Genomic DNA, 22,187 nt, shown 5'->3' on the forward strand with positions numbered 1-22,187 from the left:
TCCAGTACAGTGACTTCCTATTTTAAAGCAGAGTCGCTTCCAAAGCAGGAGTCACAGCACAATTTGGAGGTTATCTTTCTGCAGTGGTCGTCACACGCCTGGTGAGACCTCTTCGCTGCGGCGTGCGATAAATAGCCTTACTGATGATGGATATCTTTGCTCAGCGAGTTAAGGATTGCGGTCCGATCAGAACATATTTCCCACGCATGTCCGTTCCCGCACAAGCGCGATGGCAACCGAAGCAATCTCGTTCGGGGATCGGAACGATTCGACATATTACCATGCACGAACATCGCTGATATGAATCTACGCAGCCCATCGACTAAGCCGTTTAGAAAACATTTTTCTGCTGAGAAACGGAGAAATGTGGAATGTCTACGATCCGATTTTTTGCAAATCTGGCGCTACAACTTTCAGGTTATTATCAGCCTGCGTGGAGCATGTGATTATCGCGTTCAGGATTAGCAGAGTGGTTGTAACTATTTGATCTACCTTGATTTCCCTCCCGGTTATTTCTCATACATAGGCTGACCGTCACGACTCTACGGAGTACACATCTCCCTTGAGTGGTGCCAGCTACGGACAAATTTGATGCCCCAGTGCTCTTGAAGAGAGCGCCTAGCCGCAGTTCGCTCGCTTTCAGGAAGCAATACGCCATGTTTCGATTCACGAGAAGAGAGATCTCCGCCATGAGCCAGAAGAACCGTCCCCAGCTTGCACTGCTGACCTTCGTCGCCAAGCGAGCTGCCGTTGCCTTTGGGTTTGTTGCTTTCCTGCTTGCTGTCGGTCTGCAGGCCGGGGCGCAGATGCAACTCGTTCCAGGTGTCACGACAGTGGCGGGCAATGGGACGACAGGCTACTCGGGCGATGGCGGCCCCGCAACGAGTGCCGGGCTGAACCGAACCGAAGGCGTCGCGACCGATAGTGCGGGCAATCTCTATATTGCGGATTGGCAAAATAACCGTATCCGTAAGGTCGATGCAGGAACAGGTGTCATTACCACGGTTGCAGGCAATGGAACAGCGGGCTTTTCCGGCGATGGAGCCGCAGCGACCAGCGCTATGTTGAAGGGGCCGACTGGTGTTGTTGTCGATAGTGCAGGGAACTTATATATCGCGGATCAAGCGAACAACCGCGTTCGCAAGGTCGATGCCGGAACGGGCAATATTACCACGGTTGCGGGTAATGGGACAGCTGGCTTTTCTGGTGACGGCGCTGCAGCGACGAGTGCGGCAATGTATTCTCCCACCGACCTGACCTTCGACAGCGCAGGCAATCTCTATATTGCTGACAATGCCAACAATCGCATTCGTAAGGTAGCTGCGGGGACTGGAATCATCACAACGTATGCCGGCAATGGGACAGCCGGCTTTTCGGGGAATGGCGGTGCAGCTACCAGTGCCGCGTTGAATCAGCCTGCCGGGATTGTTATCGACAGCGCAGGCAATCTCTATATCGCTGACGTTGCCAACAACCGCATTCGCAAAGTTGCCGCAGGGACAGGCATCATCACGACGTATGCCGGCAGTGGGACAGCCGGTTTTGCAGGGGATGGTGGCGCAGCCACCAGCGCGCAATTCAGTACTCCTGCACGTGTCACTCTCGATAAAGCGGGCAACCTGTTCGTCGCTGATCAAGGTAACAACCGAGTTCGTGAGATATTCGCAGCCACTGGGATTATCACAACCGTTGCCGGGAATGGCACTGCGGGTTTCTCGGGGGATGGCGGGCCAGGAACTGCCGCTGCGTTCAATACTCCACTTGGTATTGCCATCGACAGTGCAGGTAGCCTCTACATCTCAGATTTCGGCAATAATCGTATTCGGAAATTGGCGATTACTGCCAACAATTTCCCCACGACCACGATTGGCACCAGCAGCACTGTGCAGAATATTCTCCTTCAGACGACTGCGGCGGAGACGATCACCAGCATCACGGTTCCTCAGTCGCAGGGCGGCAAGCAGGAATACAGCATCGGTACGATTACGGGCTGCACGATTGGTGCAAGTAATGCCGCGGGAACGGTCTGCACGATTCCCATTACCTTTTCGCCGGCTTATTCCGGGCGGCGGTGGGTTCCACTACAGGTCGTTACGAGCACAGGCAATATCAACTTCGGTCTGACAGGCATAGGCCTGGGACCGCTGGTGGCGTTGACGCCCGGGGTCATCACGACCGCGGTGGGCAACGGAACAGCGGGTTCAACGGGCGATGGAGGCCTGGCGACCAGCGCGCAGGTGAATACTCCTGTAGGGGTGGCCTTCGACAGCGCGGGCAACCTCTATATCGGGGACAATGCCAGCAACCGCGTACGCAAGGTGAATGCAGCGACTGGGATCATCACGACAGTGGCGGGTACCGGTGTAGCAGGCTACTCGGGCGATGGCGGTCCGGCAACCAGTGCCCAGTTGAATGGTCCTGAAATTGTGGCCCTGGACAGCGCGGGCAACCTCTATATCGCGGAGTATTACAACCAGCGCATCCGCAAAGTGAACGCCGCAACGGGAATCATCACGACGGTGGCGGGTAACGGGACACAGGCCTACTCGGGCGATGGCGGCCCAGCCACCAGCGCAGCGCTGTGGTCTCCTACTGGAGTAGCCGTCGACAGCGCAAACAATCTTTACATCGCGGACTTTGGCAACAGTCGCATCCGCAAGGTGAACGCGGCGACGGGCATCATCACAACGGTAGCGGGCAACGGGACAGTCGGTTATTCGGGCGATGGCGGCCCAGCCACCAGCGCAGCTCTTGCAGATCCTACGCATGTTGTCCTGGATAGCGTGGGCAATCTCTACATCGACGATCCTGGCAACAACCGCGTCCGCAAGGTGACGGTAGCGACGGGAATCATCACGACGGTGGCGGGCAACGGAACCGGAGCCTATTCGGGCGATGGCGGCCCGGCGACTAGCGCTGCGTTGCATAACCCTGAGTATCTGGTGTTCGACAGCGCAGACAACCTCTATATCGGGGACTATCTGAACAACCGGATCCGCAAGGTGGCTGCGGCGACGGGGATCATCACGACAGTGGGCGGCAACGGAACCGGAGCCTATGCTGGCGACGGCGGTGCGGCGACCAGCGCTTCGCTGAAATATCCTAGCGGTATCACCTTCGATAACGCGGGCAACCTCTACGTCTCGGATCTTGGCAACAGCCGCATCCGCAAGATTGATCTGAGCCAGTCGATCCTGACGTATCCGACAGGGACAAAGGTGGGAACGTCGGACTCGACGGATAATCCGCAGACGGCCATCGTCTCCAATATCGGCAACGCAAGCCTGACGGTTCCTCCGCCATCATCGGGTAGCAATCCGAGCGTGTCGCTCAACTTTGCGTTGGATAGCGCGACGACGTGCCCGCAGCTGTCTACAAGCAGCTCTTCTCAGACACTGGCAGCCGGAGCGCAATGCACCTATGCGATCGACTTTGCGCCTACTGTGGCAGGCACGATCACTGGCTCCGCAATAGTCACAGATAATTCGTTGAACGTTGCTGGATCGACGCAAACGATTCATCTGAATGCGACGGGAGTCGCAGTAAGCACGACGACGACGTTGGCTTCGTCGTTGAATCCGTCGGCCTATGGCCAGGCTGTGACCTTTACGGCGACAGTTGCACCGACGGTAGGGACAGCTCTGCCCACAGGTACGGTGCAGTTCAGCGTGGATGGGGCGGCTGTTGGCGGTCCTGTAACACTGAACGGCAGCGGAGCCGCGACTTTTACGAGCAACACGCTGGCGGTGGGAACTCATAGCATCACTGCGGTCTACACGCCCGACTCGACCAGCTTCACGACGAGTTCCGCAACCGCTTTGAGCCAGGTGGTGGGTAAGGCGACTCTGGGGCAAAACGGTCTGGCCAACATCGCCCTGAACTCCTCGCCTAACCCGTCAAACGTGGGTCAGTCGGTGACCTTCACGGCGACGGTGCCGGCCGGTGTCACGGGTACGGTGACCTTCAAGGACGGTGCGACAACGCTGGGAACAGGCACGATCAGTGGCACTACGGCGACGTTTACGACAACAACGCTTGCCGTCGGAACGCATCCGGTGACGGCGGTCTATGGCGGCGATGCCAACTACAGCACCGCCACCTCCGCGGTTGACAACCATGTGGTGAACAATAGCGGCGCAACCAACACCAACTTCCTCCCGGCTATCCCGGTAGCGACTACAAGCGCGCCGCAAAACATCACGTTCACGTTACCTGCGACGGGAACTCTCAGCAGCATCACGATTCCGCAGTCCCAGAGCGGTAAGCAGGAGTACGCAATCCAGTCGATCACTGGTTGCACGGTGGGAGCAAGCAATCCGGCGGGCACTGTCTGCACCGTCTCTATAACCTTTACGCCAGGGTATCCCGGACAGCGGTGGGTGCCGTTGCAAGTGGTCGACAGCGCGGGCAATTTCAACGTTGGCCTGACCGGTATAGGTCTCGGGCCGCTGGTGGCGCTCACTCCGGGAATTATCACAACGGTGGCGGGCACTGGGACAGCTGGTTATACAGGGGATGGTGGTCCTGCGACGAGCGCGCAAATAAACGCGGTCTTCAGACAGGCCGTCGACAGTGCGGGCAACATATACATCGCAGAGTATGCCAACAACCGCATCCGTAAAGTAGCGGCAGGAACAGGCATCATCACAACGGTCGCTGGCAACGGAACCGCCGGTTTCTCGGGCGATGGCGGTCCGGCGACCAGTGCAAAGCTCAATGGCCCTCAAGGAGTGTACGTCGATAGTGCAGGCAATCTCTATATCGCTGACTATCTCAATTCCAGAATTCGCAAGGTTAATGCCGCGACAGGTGTGATCACGACGGTTGCGGGAAATGGATTAGGCGCGTACTCGGGGGATGGCGGCCCGGCGACCAGCGCAGGATTCGTGGCCCCTGGCGAAGTAATCGTCGACAGCGTAGGTAACCTCTATATCACCGACTACAACGGCTGCCGCATCCGCAAGGTGAATGCCGCGACGGGCGTGATCACTACGGTTGCGGGCAACGGGACAGTCGGCTATTCCGGGGATGGCGGCCCGGCAACTAGTGCCTCGTTTCAGTACCCTGGCGGGGTTGGTATCGACAGTGTGGGCAACCTCTATATTGCGGACCAGCGCAACAACCGCATCCGCAAGGTGTCGGCAACTACTGGCATCATCACGACAATTGCCGGGAACGGAACACAAGGCTTTACAGGCGATGGCGGTCCTGCGACGAGTGCCGAGCTATATTACCCAGGCACCATTGCCATCGACAGTGCGAACAATGTCTATTTCTCAGATCAGTTCAACAATCGCGTCCGGAAGATAGACGCAGGAACCGGTGTGATTACAACCCTCGCAGGTTCTGGACCGTCTGCCTATTCAGGTGATGGTGGCCCTGCGACGAGTGCGGCGCTGGGTGGCGCCCTCGGTATTAGTTTGGACGGTGCAGGAAACCTCTATATCGCAGACTATGGCAACAACCGCATCCGTAAAGTGGATGTGAGTCAGTCGAAGTTGGCGTATCCGACGGCGACGAAGGTAGGGACTGCGGATACTACAGATGATCCGCAGACGGTGACGGTATCGAATATCGGCAATGCAAGCCTGACGGTTCCGCCGGCTTCTTCCGGTAGCAATCCCAATGTATCGCTGAACTTTGCGTTGGATAACGCGACGACGTGCCCGCAACAGTCGACGAGCAGCTCTGCCCAGACACTGCCGGCCGGGGCGAACTGCAACTATGCCGTGAACTTCGTGCCGACCACGACGGGCGCAATCACGGGCACCGCAGTGTTGACGGACAACTCGCTGAATGCACCGGGAACGACGCAAACGATCTCTCTTAGCGGTACTGGCGTTGCAGTAAGCACGACGACGACATTGGCTTCGTCGGTGAATCCATCGAGCTATGGCCAGGCTGTGACCTTCACAGCGACGGTAGCGCCGACGGTGGGGACAGCTCTGCCCACAGGCACGGTGCAGTTCAGTGTGGATGGGGCAGCTGTTGGCGGCCCTGTGACGCTGAACGGTAGCGGAGCGGCAACTTTTACGAGCAGCAGCACGCTGGCGGTGGGCACCCATAGCATTACCGCGGTCTACACATCCAATTCGACCAACTTTACGGGAAGCTCCGCAGCTGCCTTAAACCAGGTGGTGAACAAGGCGACTCTGGGGCAGAACGGAGTGGCGAACATCACTCTGACGTCTTCGCCGAACCCGTCGGCCTACTTACAGTCGGTGACATTTACAGCGACGGTACCGAGCGGTGTCACCGGCACGGTGCAGTTCATGGATGGAACAACATCACTGGGCACAGGAACGATCTCTGGCACGACTGCGACATTTACCACGTCCACGCTTGCGATCGGAACGCATCCGGTGACTGCCGTCTACAGCGGCGACGCGAACTACAATACGGCGACTTCGGCAGTCGACAACCAGGTGGTGAACAAGGCGACCCTGGGGCAGAACGGCGTGGCGGATATCACGTTGGCGTCTTCGCCGAATCCGTCAAGCTACCTGCAGTCGGTGACCTTCACCGCGACGGTGCCGACCGGTGTTACCGGCACAGTGCAGTTCATGGATGGAGCGACACTGCTGGGGACGGGTACGATCAGCGGCACGACCGCGACGTTTACGACGACGGCACTTGCTGTCGGGACGCATCCAGTGACAGCGGTTTACAGCGGCGACGCGAACTACAACACGGCGACTTCGGCAGCCGACAACCAGGTGGTGAACAAGGCGACTCTGGGCCAGAATGGCTTGGCGAATATTACTTTGGCCTCCTCACCGAATCCGTCAACCCTCGGCCAGTCGGTGATCTTTACCGCGACGGTACCGACCGGTGTTACGGGCACGGTGCAGTTCATGGATGGAGCGACACTGCTGGGGACGGGTACGATCAGCGGCACGACCGCGACGTTGACTACGACGACGCTTGCTGTTGGGACTCATCCAGTAACAGCGGTTTATAGCGGCGACGCGAACTACAACACGGCGACTTCAGCAGTCGACAACCAGGTGGTGAACAAGGCGACTCTGGGCCAGAACGGCCTGGCGAATATTGTTCTGACGTCTTCGCCGAACCCGTCGACTGTGGGTCAGTCGGTGACCTTCGCGGCGACGGTGCCTAGCGGAGTGACTGGTACGGTGCAGTTCATGGACGGTGCCACGTTGCTGGGGACGGGAACGATTGCTGGAACCACGGCTACGTTTACGACGACGACACTTGCTGTCGGGACTCATCCAGTGACAGCGGTTTACAGCGGCGACGCGAACTATAACCCCGCGACGTCGGCAGTGGACAATCAGGTTGTGAACCAGCAGAGCACAACGACTTCGGTCGCCAGCTCTTTGAATCCCTCGGCATTTATGCAATCGGTCACCTTTACGGCGACGGTTGCTCCGACGTCGGGATCAATCGTTCCGACAGGAACGGTACAGTTCAGTATCGATGGAACGGCTACGGGCAGCCCTGTCACTCTGAGCAACGGAACGGCTACGTTCGCAATCAGTACGCTTGCGGTTGGCCTGCACTCCGTTACGGCGGTCTATACCCCGGACACAGGTAGTTTGACGGGAAGCAATGGGTCCATCAGCCAACAGGTCGGTGCTGTATCCACGTCATCGACCACATTGAGCGTGTCTCCTTCCACCGTGATGTATGGCGATACGGCGACGCTGACAGCAGTGGTCGCGCCTAGTTTTGCGACCGGTACGGTGAGCTTCTATGAGGGCACGACGCTTCTGGGTACGGCATCGCTTGATAATACGGGCACGGCAGTGCTGCCGATCAGCACGCTGAATGCTGGCGTACATAACATCACAGCGAAGTACAATGGCGATCCTGGCGTACCTGCAAATACGAGCAATACTGTTCAGTTGACGGTGACGCAGCGTACCGCACCGGGCGGGGGGCCGGCGATTACGGTGACGGTCAACGACGCGGCGCGGACGACGACCCAATCGAATCCACCGTTCTCCTATTCAGCGGCGGGACAGCTGGTCAACGGCGACACCTATGCGACGGCGATTGGCGGCACGGCGAATTACTCTACGGCAGCTGGAACGACACCAGGCACGTATGCGATCACAGTCACGGGCCTGACTTCGGCGAACTATACGATCGCGTTTGTTCCCGGAAACTTGATGGTGACAGCAACAAACACGGCGACGACACTCGTTGCCAGCCCAGCTTCGACGCAATACGGCGATCCGGTTACGTTGACGGCTACAGTGACCTCGGGCGCAACAGGAACGGTGAGCTTCTATGACGGCTCAGTGTTGCTGGGCACGGGCGCAGTGTCGAGCGGCGTAGCAACACTCACGACGACCACGCTCATTGCCGGCACTCATACGACCACCGCGGTTTACAACGGTGATGCGACCTATGCGAGTAGCCAGAGTGGGCCGGCAACTGTCACCGTAGCGAAGAAGACTGCACCGGGGGGCGGAGCTGCGCTGACGATCACCGTGCAGGACGCGAGCCGGCAGTACAACACGGCCGATCCTCAATTCAACTACGTCATTACGGGTACGCTGGTCAATGGCGACACCTACGCGACAGCGGTAACGGGTGCGGCAACCTATGCTGCGGCGGACACACCGACTTCACCTGCGGGTTCGACCTTCCCCATCAGTGTGAGCGGACTGGTGAGCGCAAACTATGAGATTGCGCTGGTCAACGGCACGCTGACCATTGCGTCTGCGCCGACTACGACAACATTAACTACGAGCACGAATTCGGCGCAGTATGGCGATCCGGTCACGCTGACGGCAACCGTCTCTCCGAGCGGTGCCACCGGTACGGTGCTCTTCATGAATGGTGCTAATGTGCTGGGCACAGGTACGGTGTTGGGTGGTGTAGCCACGCTGACAACGACAACGCTGAATGCTGGTACCTATACGATCACATCGAGCTATCAGGGCGATACCAACTATGGCGCGAGCACCAGCGGTCCTATTACGCTGACGATCAGCCCGAGGTCCGGACCGGGCGGCACAGCGGCTCTGACAGTGACGGTAGCCGATGCAAGCCGTGCATATGGAGAAGGGAATCCAGCGTTCAGCTATAGCGTCGCGGGCACACTGGTGAACGGTGATACTTACGCGACAGCAGTGACAGGTGTGCCAGTCTACTCGACGCCGGGAACGCCAACGTCTCCAGCCGGAACGTATCCGATTTCGGTCACAGGTCTCAGCTCGAGCAACTATGTGATCGCGTTCGTGAACGGTAGTCTCACCGTAAACAGGGCCACTCTGGGACAGAACGGGTTGGCCAATATCACGCTGACCTCTTCGCCGAACCCGTCGAACTATGGCCAATCGGTCGATTTCACAGCGACAGTACCGAGTGGAGTTACCGGCACGGTGCAGTTCGTAGACGGCTTGACGGTGCTGGGAACGGGCACGATCAGCGGAACCACAGCTACCTTCACCACGACGACTCTTGCGGTCGGCACTCATCCGGTGACTGCGGTCTATAGCGGCGATGCCAACTATAACCCAGCAACTTCGGCGGTCGACAATCAGGTCGTGAACCAGGCGGGCACGACGACTACGGTTACCAGCTCGGCAAATCCCTCTACTTTCATGCAGTCGGTCACCTTTACGGCGACAGTTGCTCCGACGGCGGGATCAACCCAGCCGACAGGATCGGTGCAGTTCAGCATCGATGGCACGGCTGTGGGCAGCCCTGTCACTCTCAGCAGCGGGGTGGCAACTTATACGATCAGCACACTGGCAGTCGGACTCCACATGGTCACCGCAGTTTATACGCCGGATACAGGCAGTCTGACGGGAAGCAGCGGCTCGGTCAACCAGACGGTCAGTGCGCTGGGTGCGTCGTCGACGACGCTGAGCGTAGCTCCCGGAACGGTGATGTACGGAGACCCGGCGACGCTGACAGCGGTAGTGTCGCCAAGTTTCGCCACCGGCACGGTGAGCTTCTATGAAGGAAGTACACTTCTGGGTACTTCTTCGCTCGACAGCACGGGTACAGCAGTTCTGCCGATCAGCACGCTGAACGCTGGCGTTCATACCATCGTGGCGAAGTACAACGGCGATCCTGGCGTACCTGCAAACACAAGCAACACCGTACAACTGACGGTTACGCAGCGCACAGCGCCGGGCGGAGGCCCAGCGATTACGGTGACGGTCAACGATGCGACACGGACTACGACCCAATCCAATCCGCCGTTCTCGTATTCACCCTCGGGACAACTGGTCAACGGCGATACGTATGCGTCGGCAATCAGCGGCACTCCGAATTACTCTACGGCAGCTGGAACGACACCAGGCACGTATTCGGTCACAGTCAGTGGATTGAGCTCAGCCAACTATACGATCGCATTTGTTCCGGGCAACCTGACCGTGACCATATCGCCATCGACGACAACCTTGGTCGCTGGTCCGTCTTCACCGCAGTACGGGGATCCAGTCACGCTGACTGCGACCGTCACTTCAGGTGCAACCGGTACGGTGAGCTTCTACGACGGTTCTGTGCTATTGGGCACGGGCACGGTGTCGAATGGCGTTGCTACATTGACGACCACAACGCTGAACGCGGGCACACACTCGATCACGGCGGTCTACAACGGCGATGCGACTTACGCGAGCAGCCAGAGCGCACCGGCAACTGTAGTTGTGGCAAAGAAGACGGCACCAGGCGGCGGTGCTGCTCTGACGATCACGGTGCAGGACGCGAGCCGGCAATACAACACTTCCGATCCTCAGTTCAACTACGTCGCCACAGGCGCGCTGGTCAATGGGGATACCTATGCGACGGCGGTGACAGGAGCACCGGTTTACTCAGCAGCAGATACACCGACTTCACCGGCAGGTTCGACCTTCCCGATCAGTGTGAGTGGGCTGACGAGCGCAAACTATGCAATTGCGTTCGTCAACGGCACTCTGACGATTGTGTCTGCGCCCACTACGACAACACTAGCTGCGAGCACGAACTCGGCGCAGTATGGCGACCAGGTCACTTTGACGGCGACGGTCGCTCCGAGCGGCGCGACCGGCACCGTGATCTTCATGAATGGCAGCACCGTTCTGGGTACGGGAACCGTATCGGGTGGAGTTGCCACGCTGACAACGACAGCGCTGAATGCCGGCACCTATACGATCACGTCCAGTTATCAGGGAGACACGGACTATGGTGCGAGCACCAGCGGTCCTGTCACGGTGACGATCAGCCCGAGGACTGCACCGGGCGGCGGAGCGGCTCTCACAATTACGGTAGCTGACGCGAGCCGTTTGTATGGGCAAGGGAATCCCGCGTTCAGCTATAGCGTGGCAGGCACACTGCTCAATGGGGATACCTATGCGACGGCAGTTACGGGCGTGCCTGTCTACTCGACGGCTGCAACACCGACTTCTTCAGCCGGGAACTATCCGATATCAGTTACAGGCTTGAACTCGAACAACTATGTGATCGTCTTTGTGCACGGCACTCTTACCGTAAACAAGGCAACTTTGGGGCAGAACGGCCTGGCAGATATTACGTTGGTTTCTTCACCCAACCCTTCGGCTTACGAGGAATCCGTAACGTTCACAGCAACGGTGCCTAACGGCGTAACGGGTACGGTCAGCTTTATGGATGGGGCCACATTATTTGGCACCAGCGTCATCTCCGGCACGACGGCAACCTTCACCACAACCACTCTTGCCGTCGGTACTCATCCTGTGACTGCTGTCTATAGCGGTGACGCGAACTACAACTCGGCAACATCAGCGGTCGACAATCAGGTTGTCACCAAAGCGACGTTGGGCCAGAACGGCCTCGCCGATATCACCCTGGTGTCTTCGCCCAATCCTTCCGCTTATAACCAGTCTGTGATCTTCACGGCGACGGTGCCAAGCGGCGTGACGGGCACAGTCCAGTTCGTCGATGGCTCGACCGTGCTGGGAACCGGTACGATCAGCGGCACGACGGCGACCTTCACCACATCCACTCTTGCTGTCGGGACGCATCCAGTGACGGCAGTTTATGGCGGTGATGCGAACTATAACTCTGCAACCTCTGCAATCGACAATCAGATCGTCACTATTGTGCCCACATCGGGGACGATACTGAGCATCTCGCCGTCTACGGTGATGTATGGCGATCCGGCGACGCTGATGGCAGCGGTAACACCGAGCTTTGCAACTGGCACAGTGAGCTTCTATGAGGGCACGACGCTGCTGGGCACGGCTTCGCTGGATAACACAGGTACAGCCGTGCTGCCGATCAGCACATTGAATGCCGGCGTTCATACTATCGTGGCAAAATATAACGGCGATTCTAACGTTCCTGCCAATACGAGCAACACCGCACAACTGACCGTGACGCAGCGTACCGCGCCAGGCGGAGGGCCGGCGATTACCGTGACGGTCAACGACGCGGCGCGGACCACGACTCAATCCAATCCGCCGTTCTCGTATTCACCCTCGGGACAGTTGGTCAACGGCGATACGTTCGCAACGGCAATCACCGGCACGGCGAACTACTCGACAGCAGCAGGAAACACACCTGGCACATTCTCGATCACAGTCGCCGGCCTGACTTCAGCTAATTACACGATTGCGTTTGTTCCGGGCAACTTGACCGTGACCATATCGCCCTCGACGACAACCCTGGTTGCTGGCCCAGCTTCTCCGCAATACGGAGATCCGGTGACGCTGACCGCGACAGTAACATCCGGTGTAACAGGGACAGTGAGCTTCTATGATGGCTCGGTGCTGCTAGGCGCTGGCACAGTGTCGAACGGCGTAGCCACGCTGACAACGACAACTCTTGTTGCGGGTGCGCATACTGTTACGGCGGTTTACAACGGCGATGCAACCTATGCGAGCAGCCAGAGCGGACCAGCTACTGTGACCATTGCGAAGAAGACAGCGCTAGGTGGCGGAGGAGCTCTAACGATTACAGTCCAGGATGCCAGCCGTCCATACGGCACCTCAGATCCGCAGTTCAGCTACGTCGTGACGGGCACGCTTGTCAACGGCGATACCTACGCAACGGCAGTGACAGGAACTCCGGTCTATTCGGCAGCGGATACACTGACCTCGCCTGCGGGCTCAACCTTCCCGATCAATGTGAGCGATCTGGCGAGTGCAAACTATACGGTCGCAATTGTGCCGGGCACGCTGACGATTGTGTCCTCGCCAACCACCACAACACTAACTGCCAGCGCAAACTCGGCTCAGTATGGCGATCCGATCGCGTTGACAGCGACGGTAGCTCCGAGTGGCGCGACAGGGACGGTGGTCTTCACGAATGGCGCTAACGTGCTTGGCACCGGAATGGTGTCTGGCGGAGTAGCCACACTGACGACATCGTCGCTTCCTGCTGGAAGCTACACGATCACATCGACCTACCAGGGCGACTCCAACTATGGAGCGAGCACCAGTGGTCCGGTCACGGTGACGATCAGCCCGAGGACTGGACCTGGTGGAGCGGCTCTGACGGTAACGGTAGGCAATGCAAGCCGATCGTACGGTCAGGGAAATCCCGCCTTCAGCTATAGCGTCACGGGCGCGCTGGTGAATGGAGATACCTATGCGACAGCAGTGACGGGCGTTCCGGTCTACTCGACGACTGGGACACCAACCTCTCCGGCTGGAAGCTACCCCATATCGGTTGCGGGTCTCAACTCAAACAACTATGTGGTTGCCTTCGTGAACGGCACTCTTACGGTGAGCAAGGCCACGCTGGGACAGAACGGGGTAGCGAACGTTGCTCTGACATCGTCAGTAAACCCGTCGGTCTTCGGTAGCCCAGTCACCTTTACCGCAACAGTTCCTGCTTCTGCTACAGGCACGGTCGTCTTCTCTAACGGCAACACCGTGCTGGGCACAGGGACGATTGCGAATGGCATTGCAACGCTGACGACCAGTGCGCTGCCGGTAGGCTCGGACACGATCACAGCTGTCTACAATGGCGACTCGAATTACAACGCGGGTGCCACTGCAACCATGACCGAGACCGTGACTGTCCCGGTAGGTGGCACAACGACGAGTGTACCGGTGGTGGCAGTCGGTCCAACGACGCCGACTGCGGGCCAGCCGGTGACTCTGACGGCGACAGTTCCGACGACGGGCAGTGTGCCGCCAACTGGCACGGTGACGTTCTACTACAACGGGAACCCCATCGGAACCGGAACCCTGAATGCCAGCGGGGTAGCGACACTAACAACCAGCACGCTGCCGGTGGGAACGGGCACAATCACAGTGGCCTACAGTGGCGACAGTAATTACGCCAGTTCCATCAGCTTGCCGAAGCCTATAACCATAGCGGCGGCTCCAGTATTGGATTTCACACTGACACTGACTTCAGCGCAGAGCCAGACCGTGATATCCGGCCAGGCTGCTCCTTATACGGTGCGAGTTGCTCCTACAAACAGCACGTATCCGGGCGTTGTCACCTTTACGGCGACTGGGCTACCTCCAGGCGCAGCCGTGGCCTTCGCTCCAACCACAGTCGCGGCCAACGCTGGTTCAGCGTCAGTCAGCCTTAGCGTGCAAACGGCGTCGATCGTTGCCATGAACGAGCTGGAGAGGAATGCCACATCAATTGCTCTCGGGATGCTCCTGTTGCCTTTGGCAGGAGCAAGGCGAATGCGGAGAAGCAGTCGCGCGGCAGGACGGTACCTCTTCATGATGCTTGTTCTGCTTGCTGGTGCTGTTGTCACGACAGGCCTGACCGGTTGCGGTTCGCACAACGGCTTCTTCGGACACGCTCCGCAGACCTACAACATCACCATTACGGCCACCAGCGGAAATATCCAGCATTCCGTCAACGCCACGCTGACTGTGCAGTAGCAAAGAGGAGAAGAATGATGTACCTGAGATTCCGCTATTTTCTGCTGCTCGCAGCTCCGCTGTTCTTGGCGACCGTTAGCCTAGGGGCGCAGGCAGTTGCAACTAGCTCTACGCCCGGCCACCAGGAAGTTGATCTTGCTGTTACGTACACGGCACAGTACAGCAACTTGGTCTCCGATCCTACCTTCTGGCATCAGGGTGGAAGCATAGAGCTTTCGACGCAGACGTATCGTGGTTTCGGCATTGCCGCCAATATCGCAGGAACGCAGATAGGCAATGCCGCCAATAGCGGCGTCGGCCTGTCGATGGTCACTGCCACCTTTGGCCCTCGCTACACGTGGTACAAACCAATCGGAGGTGCGCGGAAGAAGAGCGTGGCCATCTTCGGACAGGGACTGATCGGAGAGGCCCACGGTTTCAACAGTTACTTTCCCACGGCCGCCGGATCGCTGACCGACTACAACTCATTCGCTCTGCAGGTGGGCGGCGGTCTCGATATCGGCCTGTCGCGCCACTTTGCAGTCCGCGCCTTCCAGGCTGATTGGGTTCGCACTCAGTTTCCTAACAGCACTACCAATATCCAGAACACTTTTCGCATCGGGGCCGGCGTCGTCGTCCGCTTTCCGCAACACCGAACAGGACGCTGAAATTCTTGTCGTACAAAGCTGCGAAAAGGTTTCTCGAATCTATGCGGTATCGGAATTTTCAGCTCTCAGAATCCGGGGGCAACCAATGCGTTCTCCCCCTGGGGAAGGTTTCCTGATTTTCAACAGATACACTATCTCGAGCGCATTGAAATCCTTGCGCAAATCTCGTTTGCACAATGAGTTTTAAATGTTTTCAGAAGTAAGGCAGCAAAAGACTGAAACGGTTCGTGTCGGTTTGATTGGTTACGGTTATGTTGGCCGGACGTTCCACGCTCCTCTGATCGAGTCTGTTCCAGGCTTTGTGTTGAATGTCATCGGTTCAAGTAAAGGTGAGCAGTTGCGCGGGAGATTCCCGAAGAGCGATATCTGTCGGCCTGAAGCAGTGCCAACTCACAAGGATGTAGATTTGGTGGTGATCGCCAGCCCAAATGATAGCCACTATCCGCTCGCATTCGCCGCATTGCGCGCGGGCAAGCATGTTGTGATCGATAAACCCTTTACCGTTACATTGGAAGAAGCTCGCGCGCTAAGAAAGGTTGCAGACGAAGAGGAGCGGCTTCTATCGGTCTTTCACAATCGGCGCTGGGACAGCGAAGTCATAGCGGCAAAGCAGGCCCTGGAGTCTGGCTCGCTCGGTGAGGTGAGCCACTTTGAGTGTCACATGGACCGCTTCCGTCCGAATGTCCGGCAACGCTGGCGCGAAGATCCGGGACCTGGTGCCGGTCTCTGGTTCGATCTGGGGCCGCATCTGATCGACCTTTCGCTCTATCTGTTTGGCTTGCCGCACTCGGTAAGCGGAAGTTTCGCGATGTTGCGCGAAGGTGGCATGACGGATGACTGGGCACATATCCAACTCTTCTACGACCGCATGCGCATCGTGCTGCATGCTTCATTGCTGGTGTCGGGAGGAGGTCCGCGTTTGGTTTTGCATGGAACGAAGGGAAGTTGGGCGAAGTTCGGACAAGATGTACAGGAAGTACAGCTTCAGTCTGGCATGTCTCCTCTGGACTCCGCCTTCGGCATCGATCCAACGCCGTGTTTCCTCTATGACGGCGCGACGGGTGAGAAGACGGAGATACCTTCACCGCAGGCGAATCAGCTTGAATATTACTTCGAGATTCGTGATGCGATCCTGCACGGCAAATCCGCGCCAGTTTCGGTAAGAGATGCCGTTACGACGATGGCAATTCTTGAAGTATCGTTTCAGTCGGGCTCTTCCGGTAAGGTATTGCCTATTCCGTTGACGATTGAAGAAAGCGCTGAGTGGAAATGATTACTTCACCGTGATGTTGCGAAGGTAGTCAAATGTGCCAGACGCTTCGGGATGAACGCCATCGATTCTTCGCGTATGAACCACTTCGTTGTTCGGATACCACAATGGAATCCCGGGTAGTTCTTCGGCAAGAATCTTCTGAACTTCAACATAATCGGCTCGTCGTTTCGACGGGTCTTCTTCGGCAGCTGCGGCGGTCAGCAGCGCATCGACATGAGGATTAGAATAGCGGCCGCGATTAGCACCCTTTGGTGGAAACGAACTGGTGCTGTAGGTGTAGCGAAAAATGTCAGGATCTTCGTTTGAGCCAATCCAGCGCAGGGCGTACATCTGGAAGGCGCCCTGTGTGACGTCGGCGTAAAAGGTGCCAAACTCTGCTGAACGGATATCGAGTTGTATTCCAGCTTTACGAAGCTGTTGTTGCAGCACGACAGCCATTAGCCGCGTTGTCTCATCGGTAGAGGTTTTCAACGTAATTTTTAGCCTGATCCCCCCGGGTCCACGATGAAAGCCGGCCTCTTCCAGAAGCTGCTCAGCGCGAGCAATATTGTGAGGGTATCGCGCGAGGTCATTATTATTCGCCGCTGCCCAGTGACCGGCCGGTAAAAGGGTTTCGGCGAGATGAGCCTGCCCGCGCCAGATTGCGTCGACGATGGCCTGTCTGTCCATCGCGCAGGCAATCGCCTGACGTACCCGCTTGTCGCGTAATAGAGGATCGTTAACGTTGAAATTGGTGTAAATGACAACCGAGCTTGGGCTTGACTCGACCTTGAGATTTGGCGCCTGTTCGAGTGTATGGACCATGTCCAGCGTAATGACGTTGCTTGCCAGATCAGCCGTACCTTTTCGCAGTTCAAGTGAGGCTGTAATCGCATCTGGAACGACAGTGAAGCGTACGCCGTCGATCTTCGGAGAGCCGGCCCAATAATCCTTATTGCGTGCGACGATCACTTCTTTGTCCTGTACGGCACTGACAAATCGGAATGGTCCGGTGCCGATGGGATGCAATCCAAAGTCACGTCCCGCACCACGCGGAACGACACCGAAGAGACCATCGCTCATATTGAAAAGAAGGCCGGCATCAGGATGTTTCAAATGAATTGCGAGGGTTAACTTATCACGTACATCGACACGATCAACCGACGCGAAAGCACCTCCTTTAGCCGTAATCAGGGTGCCGTCAATCATGCTGCGAATCGTCCACGCAACGTCTTCGGCTTCAAGAGGGCGTCCATCGTGGAAGCACACGTTATCGCGCAGATGAATGACCAGTGTCAGCGGATCGGTTTGTTGCCAGCTTGTTGCCAGCCATGGAACAAGATTAAAGTGTTCATCTTTCTTGACGAGAGCATCGAAGATGATCCCGCCGACGCGCTCAGATTGCGCATCCGTTCCTTGTCGGAGGTCAAGATTATTCGGACTGCTCTCAATGACCATAACAACGGTATTCGGATCTGCAGTTCCGCTGCGGCAACCACTTACCGTAAGGCTTGTCAGCAGCAAGCAGACCATTCGGATCATAGAGCGCCGGATCATCCGTGTGTGACCTTGCCGAGAATGACTGGACGCGATGCTCCTGTCGCCGCTGGAACATTGCCTGGTAATCCGTGCCATGTGAGCCAGGCCATCAGCGCGAAGGCGACGCCTTCTTTGGCCTGTGTCGGGATGCCGAACTCATCCATCATCCGTATCTTTACGCCGAGAGGCTCGAGGCCGGATTGCAACATGAGCATCAGCGCTGCATTTTTCGCGCCTCCGCCAGCGACGATGTACTCGGTATGGCGCACCCCCGGCGCCTTCAATCCAAGATGCGGCGCAACAAAGCGACGATATGCATGGAGGACAGTTTCAGCCGTCAGTGCTGTCGCTGTTGCAATAATGTCGGCATCCTTTGCTTTATGTTTGCGGCATAAGGCGATAAATTGATCGACATACCCGCGGCCAAATTCCTCACGGCCGCAACTCTTAGGCGGTAGGGTAGAGAAGTACTTCGCCTGCATTAGTTTGTGGAGTATGTCATGGATAACGATCCCTTGTTTTGCGATCGCACCATTTCGATCGAACGGCCTGTTAAAAAGCTTTACCATGCAGCTATCAATGACAACGTTTGCCGGGCCACTATCGAAGGCTATGACATTGTTTATCGAAGCTCCTGCAGGAATAGCCGTCATGTTTGCGATTCCACCAAGATTTTGCAGAACGCGATTCATTTTCGTGGAACGGAACATGGTGTAGTCGAGAATCGGAACGAGTGGAGCGCCCTGGCCTCCTGCCGCAAGGTCAGCCGCGCGGAAGTCGCTCACCACGGGGATGCCTAAGCGCTCAGTAAGAATGGACGCCTCGCCAATCTGCCAGGTGCAACGAACAGGGCGGCCAAGATATTTTGTTGCCGTGCCCTGGTGGTAAATGGTCTGGCCGTGGCACCCAACGAGCGCCGGCTTTATCTTGAACTGCTTCGCCGTAACAGCAACAGCATCGGCATAGACCTCGCCGAGACGCCAGTGCAGACGAGACATGTCTGCTACCGACATGGACTTTGCATCCATCGATGCCAGTACAGTTTCTCTCAATGCGCGTGGATATTGGAACGCCTTTGTCCCGATCAGTTGAATATGCGGGGAGCCAGAAGCTGCTGGCGAAATGCGGCAAAGCGTGACATCAACTCCGTCGGCTGATGTTCCACTCATGACGCCAGCTACAATCATGCTCTTTTGCTTGATCATCCTTTAAGCTCCTTCTGCAGTTCCGCCAGAAGATTCAAGGCTTCGCGAGGTGTCAGATCATCAATATCCACCTCCGCGACACGGTCTACGATACGTTGCGATAGCGGTGTGAACATCGTCATCTGCAGTGGCGCAGCACGTTCCGGTGAGGACTCCTGCACCTGTTGGTTTTCAGCGCGTTCATGCAGCTTCAGCACTTCACGTGCTCGCGCGATAACGTTTGCGGGCAATCCAGCAAGTCGGGCCACCTCGATACCGTAACTTTTATTTGCAGGGCCTGATTCGACAGAGTGCAGAAAGACAATGCCGCCTGCTGTCTCTTTCACCGTTACGCGCAGATTCTTTAGGCGTTCCAGCTTCTCGGCCAACAACGTCAGCTCATGGTAATGCGTGGCAAAAAGAGTGCGTGCTCCGATGTGATTGTGCAGATATTCAACTGTCGCCCACGCAAGCGAGAGCCCGTCGTACGTCGCAGTGCCGCGCCCCATCTCGTCGAGCAGAACGAGCGAGCGGTTGGTCGCTGTATTCAGAATTGCTGCCGTCTCCGTCATCTCGACCATGAAGGTCGAGCGACCACGCGCAACATTGTCACTGGCTCCGATGCGGGTATAGATACGATCGATCAGCCCGAGCTGCATTTGCTCAGCCGGAACGAAACAGCCACACTGCGCCATGATGACGAGCAGTGCCGCCTGCCGCAGGTACGTGCTCTTACCACCCATATTCGGCCCTGTGATCAGCAGAATGGACGGGCCCACATCTGCATCCAGATGAACCGAATTTGGTACGAATCTGCCCGTGCCCGACTCAACCAGACGCCGCTCCACAACCGGATGCCGCGCACCGATAAATTCCAGTGCGCCGCTTTTCTCAACCGCAGGCCTCACCCAGCCGTGTAGCGCGGCAAGATGCGCAAAGCACGAGAGGAGGTCAATTTCTGCCACTCTGCGTGCGGTTTCACGCATGCGTCCCGCTGCATCAAGCAACTGGCGGCGCAGGTGGGCAAAGATGCGTCGCTCAATCTCTCCTGACCGTTCCTGCGCGGTGAGAATTTTTGTTTCGTATTCTTTGAGCTCTGGTGTTGTAAAACGCTCAGCATTCACCAGCGTTTGTTTACGTTCGTAGTCCGCAGGAACAGCTTTGGTGTTGGCCTTTGTTACTTCAATGTAGTAGCCGAAGACGTTATTGAAGCGGACCTTGAGCGATGTAATCCCAGTGCGTTCGCGCTCTCGCTCTTCAATTGCAGCTAGTGCCTGACGCCCGCTGTGGCTCAACTGACGTAGTTCATCCAACTCCGCATCCACTCCTGCACGAATCACTCCTCCATCGGAGAGTGAAACCGGCGGCTCGTCAGCGATTGTCTTTGCGATGAGATGATGCAGATCTTCGAGCGTGTCGAATCCATCGGCAAGCATCTTCCACCGCGCTGACTCCAGAGCCGTGGTTATTTTCGCCAGGCCCGGTAGGCAGGCCAGAGTTGCCGCAACCGCGAGTACTTCTCTGGGGCCTGCAGAGTCGAGTGCAACACGTCCCATCAGGCGTTCAAGATCCAACACTCCGTCCATCGCACGACGAAGCTCTTCACGGAGACGCAGATTGCCGGCAGCTTCGGCGACCGCATTAAGACGTGCCTCAATTTCGGCCAGATCGCATGATGGGCGCAGCAGAGCTGCGCGCAATAACCGCTTTCCCATTGGAGTACAGCAGGCATCCAGTGTGTAGAAGAGCGTTGTCTGAACATTCTCGCCAGAGAAGAGCGGCTCGACTAGTTCAAGATTGCGCACGCTGACCGCATCCAGCTCCAGGCACGACGAACGCTCATAGAAGCGCAGTGCATCGACGTGTTCGAGGCCGCCCTGCTTCGTGGCCTGCATATAGTGCAGCAGAGCGCCCGACGCGATGGCAGCAGTCTCATGGCCACCTAGTCCCAACCCATCGAGTGAATGAACCCGGAAGTGATTGCGCAGAAACGGAAGAGCATGATCGGCGCTGAAGATCCAGTCGTCGAGCGGTGTTCTGGTACGGATTCCGTCCAGCCAGGCTTGTTCCTCGTCGTCGGCTTTGCTCTCCTGCGCAAAACGGAGTGAGCCACGATCGCCAGCTAACAAAGATCCTGTAGACGCGAACAGAAGCTCAACTGGGCGCATCCGGCCAAGTTCATCGGCGAGCTGTGCCTTGGCGGTCGATCCTGTAAACTCAGTCGCGCGAAACTCACCGGTGGAAAGGTCGAGGAGCGCGAGTCCGCAAGCCGAAGCAGAGCCTGAGCCGACAACGTGAACGCTCGCCAGGTAATTGCTTTGCTCGGCGCCCAAAGAAGGGTCAATGGCCGTGCCGGGAGTCAGCACACGAGTGACCTCGCGCCGCACGACTGTCTTAGCAAGCCTGGGGTCTTCCATTTGCTCGCAGATCGCTACGCGATATCCCTTGCGCAGCAGCCGCTGCAGGTAGCCTTCGGCGGCGTGGTAGGGTACGCCACACATGGGAACGCTCTTCGCCTTGTCGCGTGCGGTTAGCGTCAGTTGCAGCTCTCGCGAAGCGGTGATGGCATCTTCGTAAAACAGTTCGTAGAAGTCTCCCATGCGAAAGAAGAGCAGGGCATCGGGGTAGGCGTCCTTCGCAGCGCGGTATTGACGCATCGCCGGGGAGAGAGCTGCGGTATCGGGGCTGAGAGATGATGTCGGTTCTGTTGCCATTGCAGAACCGCAGAATACCGTACCGGCAGCCCCCGAGGCGCGTTCATAACCGATATACT

General features: G+C 57.4%; 6 protein-coding genes. 3 read left to right on the top strand and 3 right to left on the bottom strand.

Going from position 1 to position 22,187, the window contains the following annotated elements; translation table 11 throughout:
• Window positions 1-689 precede the first annotated feature (689 nt).
• The 3 genes from KFE13_RS00350 to KFE13_RS00360 all read left to right on the top strand — a co-directional run bounded on the left by KFE13_RS00350 (window position 690) and on the right by KFE13_RS00360 (window position 16,712).
• Window positions 690-14,792 carry an Ig-like domain repeat protein gene (locus tag KFE13_RS00350; RefSeq protein WP_260705149.1) on the top strand — a complete coding sequence of 4,701 codons (14,103 nt, stop codon included), beginning with the start codon at window positions 690-692 and terminating at the stop codon, window positions 14,790-14,792.
• Window positions 14,793-14,806: 14 nt separating this feature from the next.
• Entirely contained in the window at window positions 14,807-15,439 is a 633-nt protein-coding gene (locus KFE13_RS00355; protein WP_260705150.1) for a hypothetical protein, read from the top strand.
• A gap of 187 nt (window positions 15,440-15,626) precedes the next feature.
• Window positions 15,627-16,712 (top strand): oxidoreductase, encoded by a 1,086-nt coding sequence (locus tag KFE13_RS00360; protein WP_260705151.1) that lies wholly within the window; start codon window positions 15,627-15,629, stop codon window positions 16,710-16,712.
• On the opposite strand, the gene KFE13_RS00365 is transcribed toward KFE13_RS00360, so the two are convergent.
• Genes KFE13_RS00365 through mutS form a run of 3 tightly spaced genes read right to left on the bottom strand, consistent with a single transcriptional unit; the run spans window position 16,713 to window position 22,128 of the window.
• Complete coding sequence (locus tag KFE13_RS00365) at window positions 16,713-18,233, bottom strand: ABC transporter substrate-binding protein (protein ID WP_260705152.1); 1,521 nt, start codon at window positions 18,231-18,233, stop codon at window positions 16,713-16,715.
• An 11-nt stretch (window positions 18,234-18,244) separates the two neighbouring features.
• A complete protein-coding gene (locus tag KFE13_RS00370; RefSeq protein WP_260705153.1) occupies window positions 18,245-19,435 on the bottom strand; it encodes an anhydro-N-acetylmuramic acid kinase in 1,191 nt (396 codons plus the stop codon).
• A complete protein-coding gene (mutS, locus tag KFE13_RS00375) occupies window positions 19,432-22,128 on the bottom strand; it encodes a DNA mismatch repair protein MutS (protein WP_260707002.1) in 2,697 nt (898 codons plus the stop codon). The genes KFE13_RS00370 and mutS overlap by 4 nt, the downstream gene beginning before the upstream one ends.
• Between the last annotated feature and the right edge of the window lie 59 nt (window positions 22,129-22,187).

Source organism: Edaphobacter flagellatus (assembly GCF_025264665.1).
GTDB classification, from domain to species: Bacteria; Acidobacteriota; Terriglobia; order Terriglobales; family Acidobacteriaceae; genus Edaphobacter; species Edaphobacter flagellatus.

Coding starts and splice junctions, on each gene's coding strand:
- KFE13_RS00350 (WP_260705149.1), top strand. CDS start 690: ATGAGCCAGAAGAACCGTCCCCAGCTTGCACTGCTGACCTTCGTCGCC.
- KFE13_RS00355 (WP_260705150.1), top strand. CDS start 14,807: ATGATGTACCTGAGATTCCGCTATTTTCTGCTGCTCGCAGCTCCGCTG.
- KFE13_RS00360 (WP_260705151.1), top strand. CDS start 15,627: ATGTTTTCAGAAGTAAGGCAGCAAAAGACTGAAACGGTTCGTGTCGGT.
- KFE13_RS00365 (WP_260705152.1), bottom strand. CDS start 18,233: ATGATCCGAATGGTCTGCTTGCTGCTGACAAGCCTTACGGTAAGTGGT.
- KFE13_RS00370 (WP_260705153.1), bottom strand. CDS start 19,435: ATGATCAAGCAAAAGAGCATGATTGTAGCTGGCGTCATGAGTGGAACA.
- mutS (WP_260707002.1), bottom strand. CDS start 22,128: ATGGCAACAGAACCGACATCATCTCTCAGCCCCGATACCGCAGCTCTC.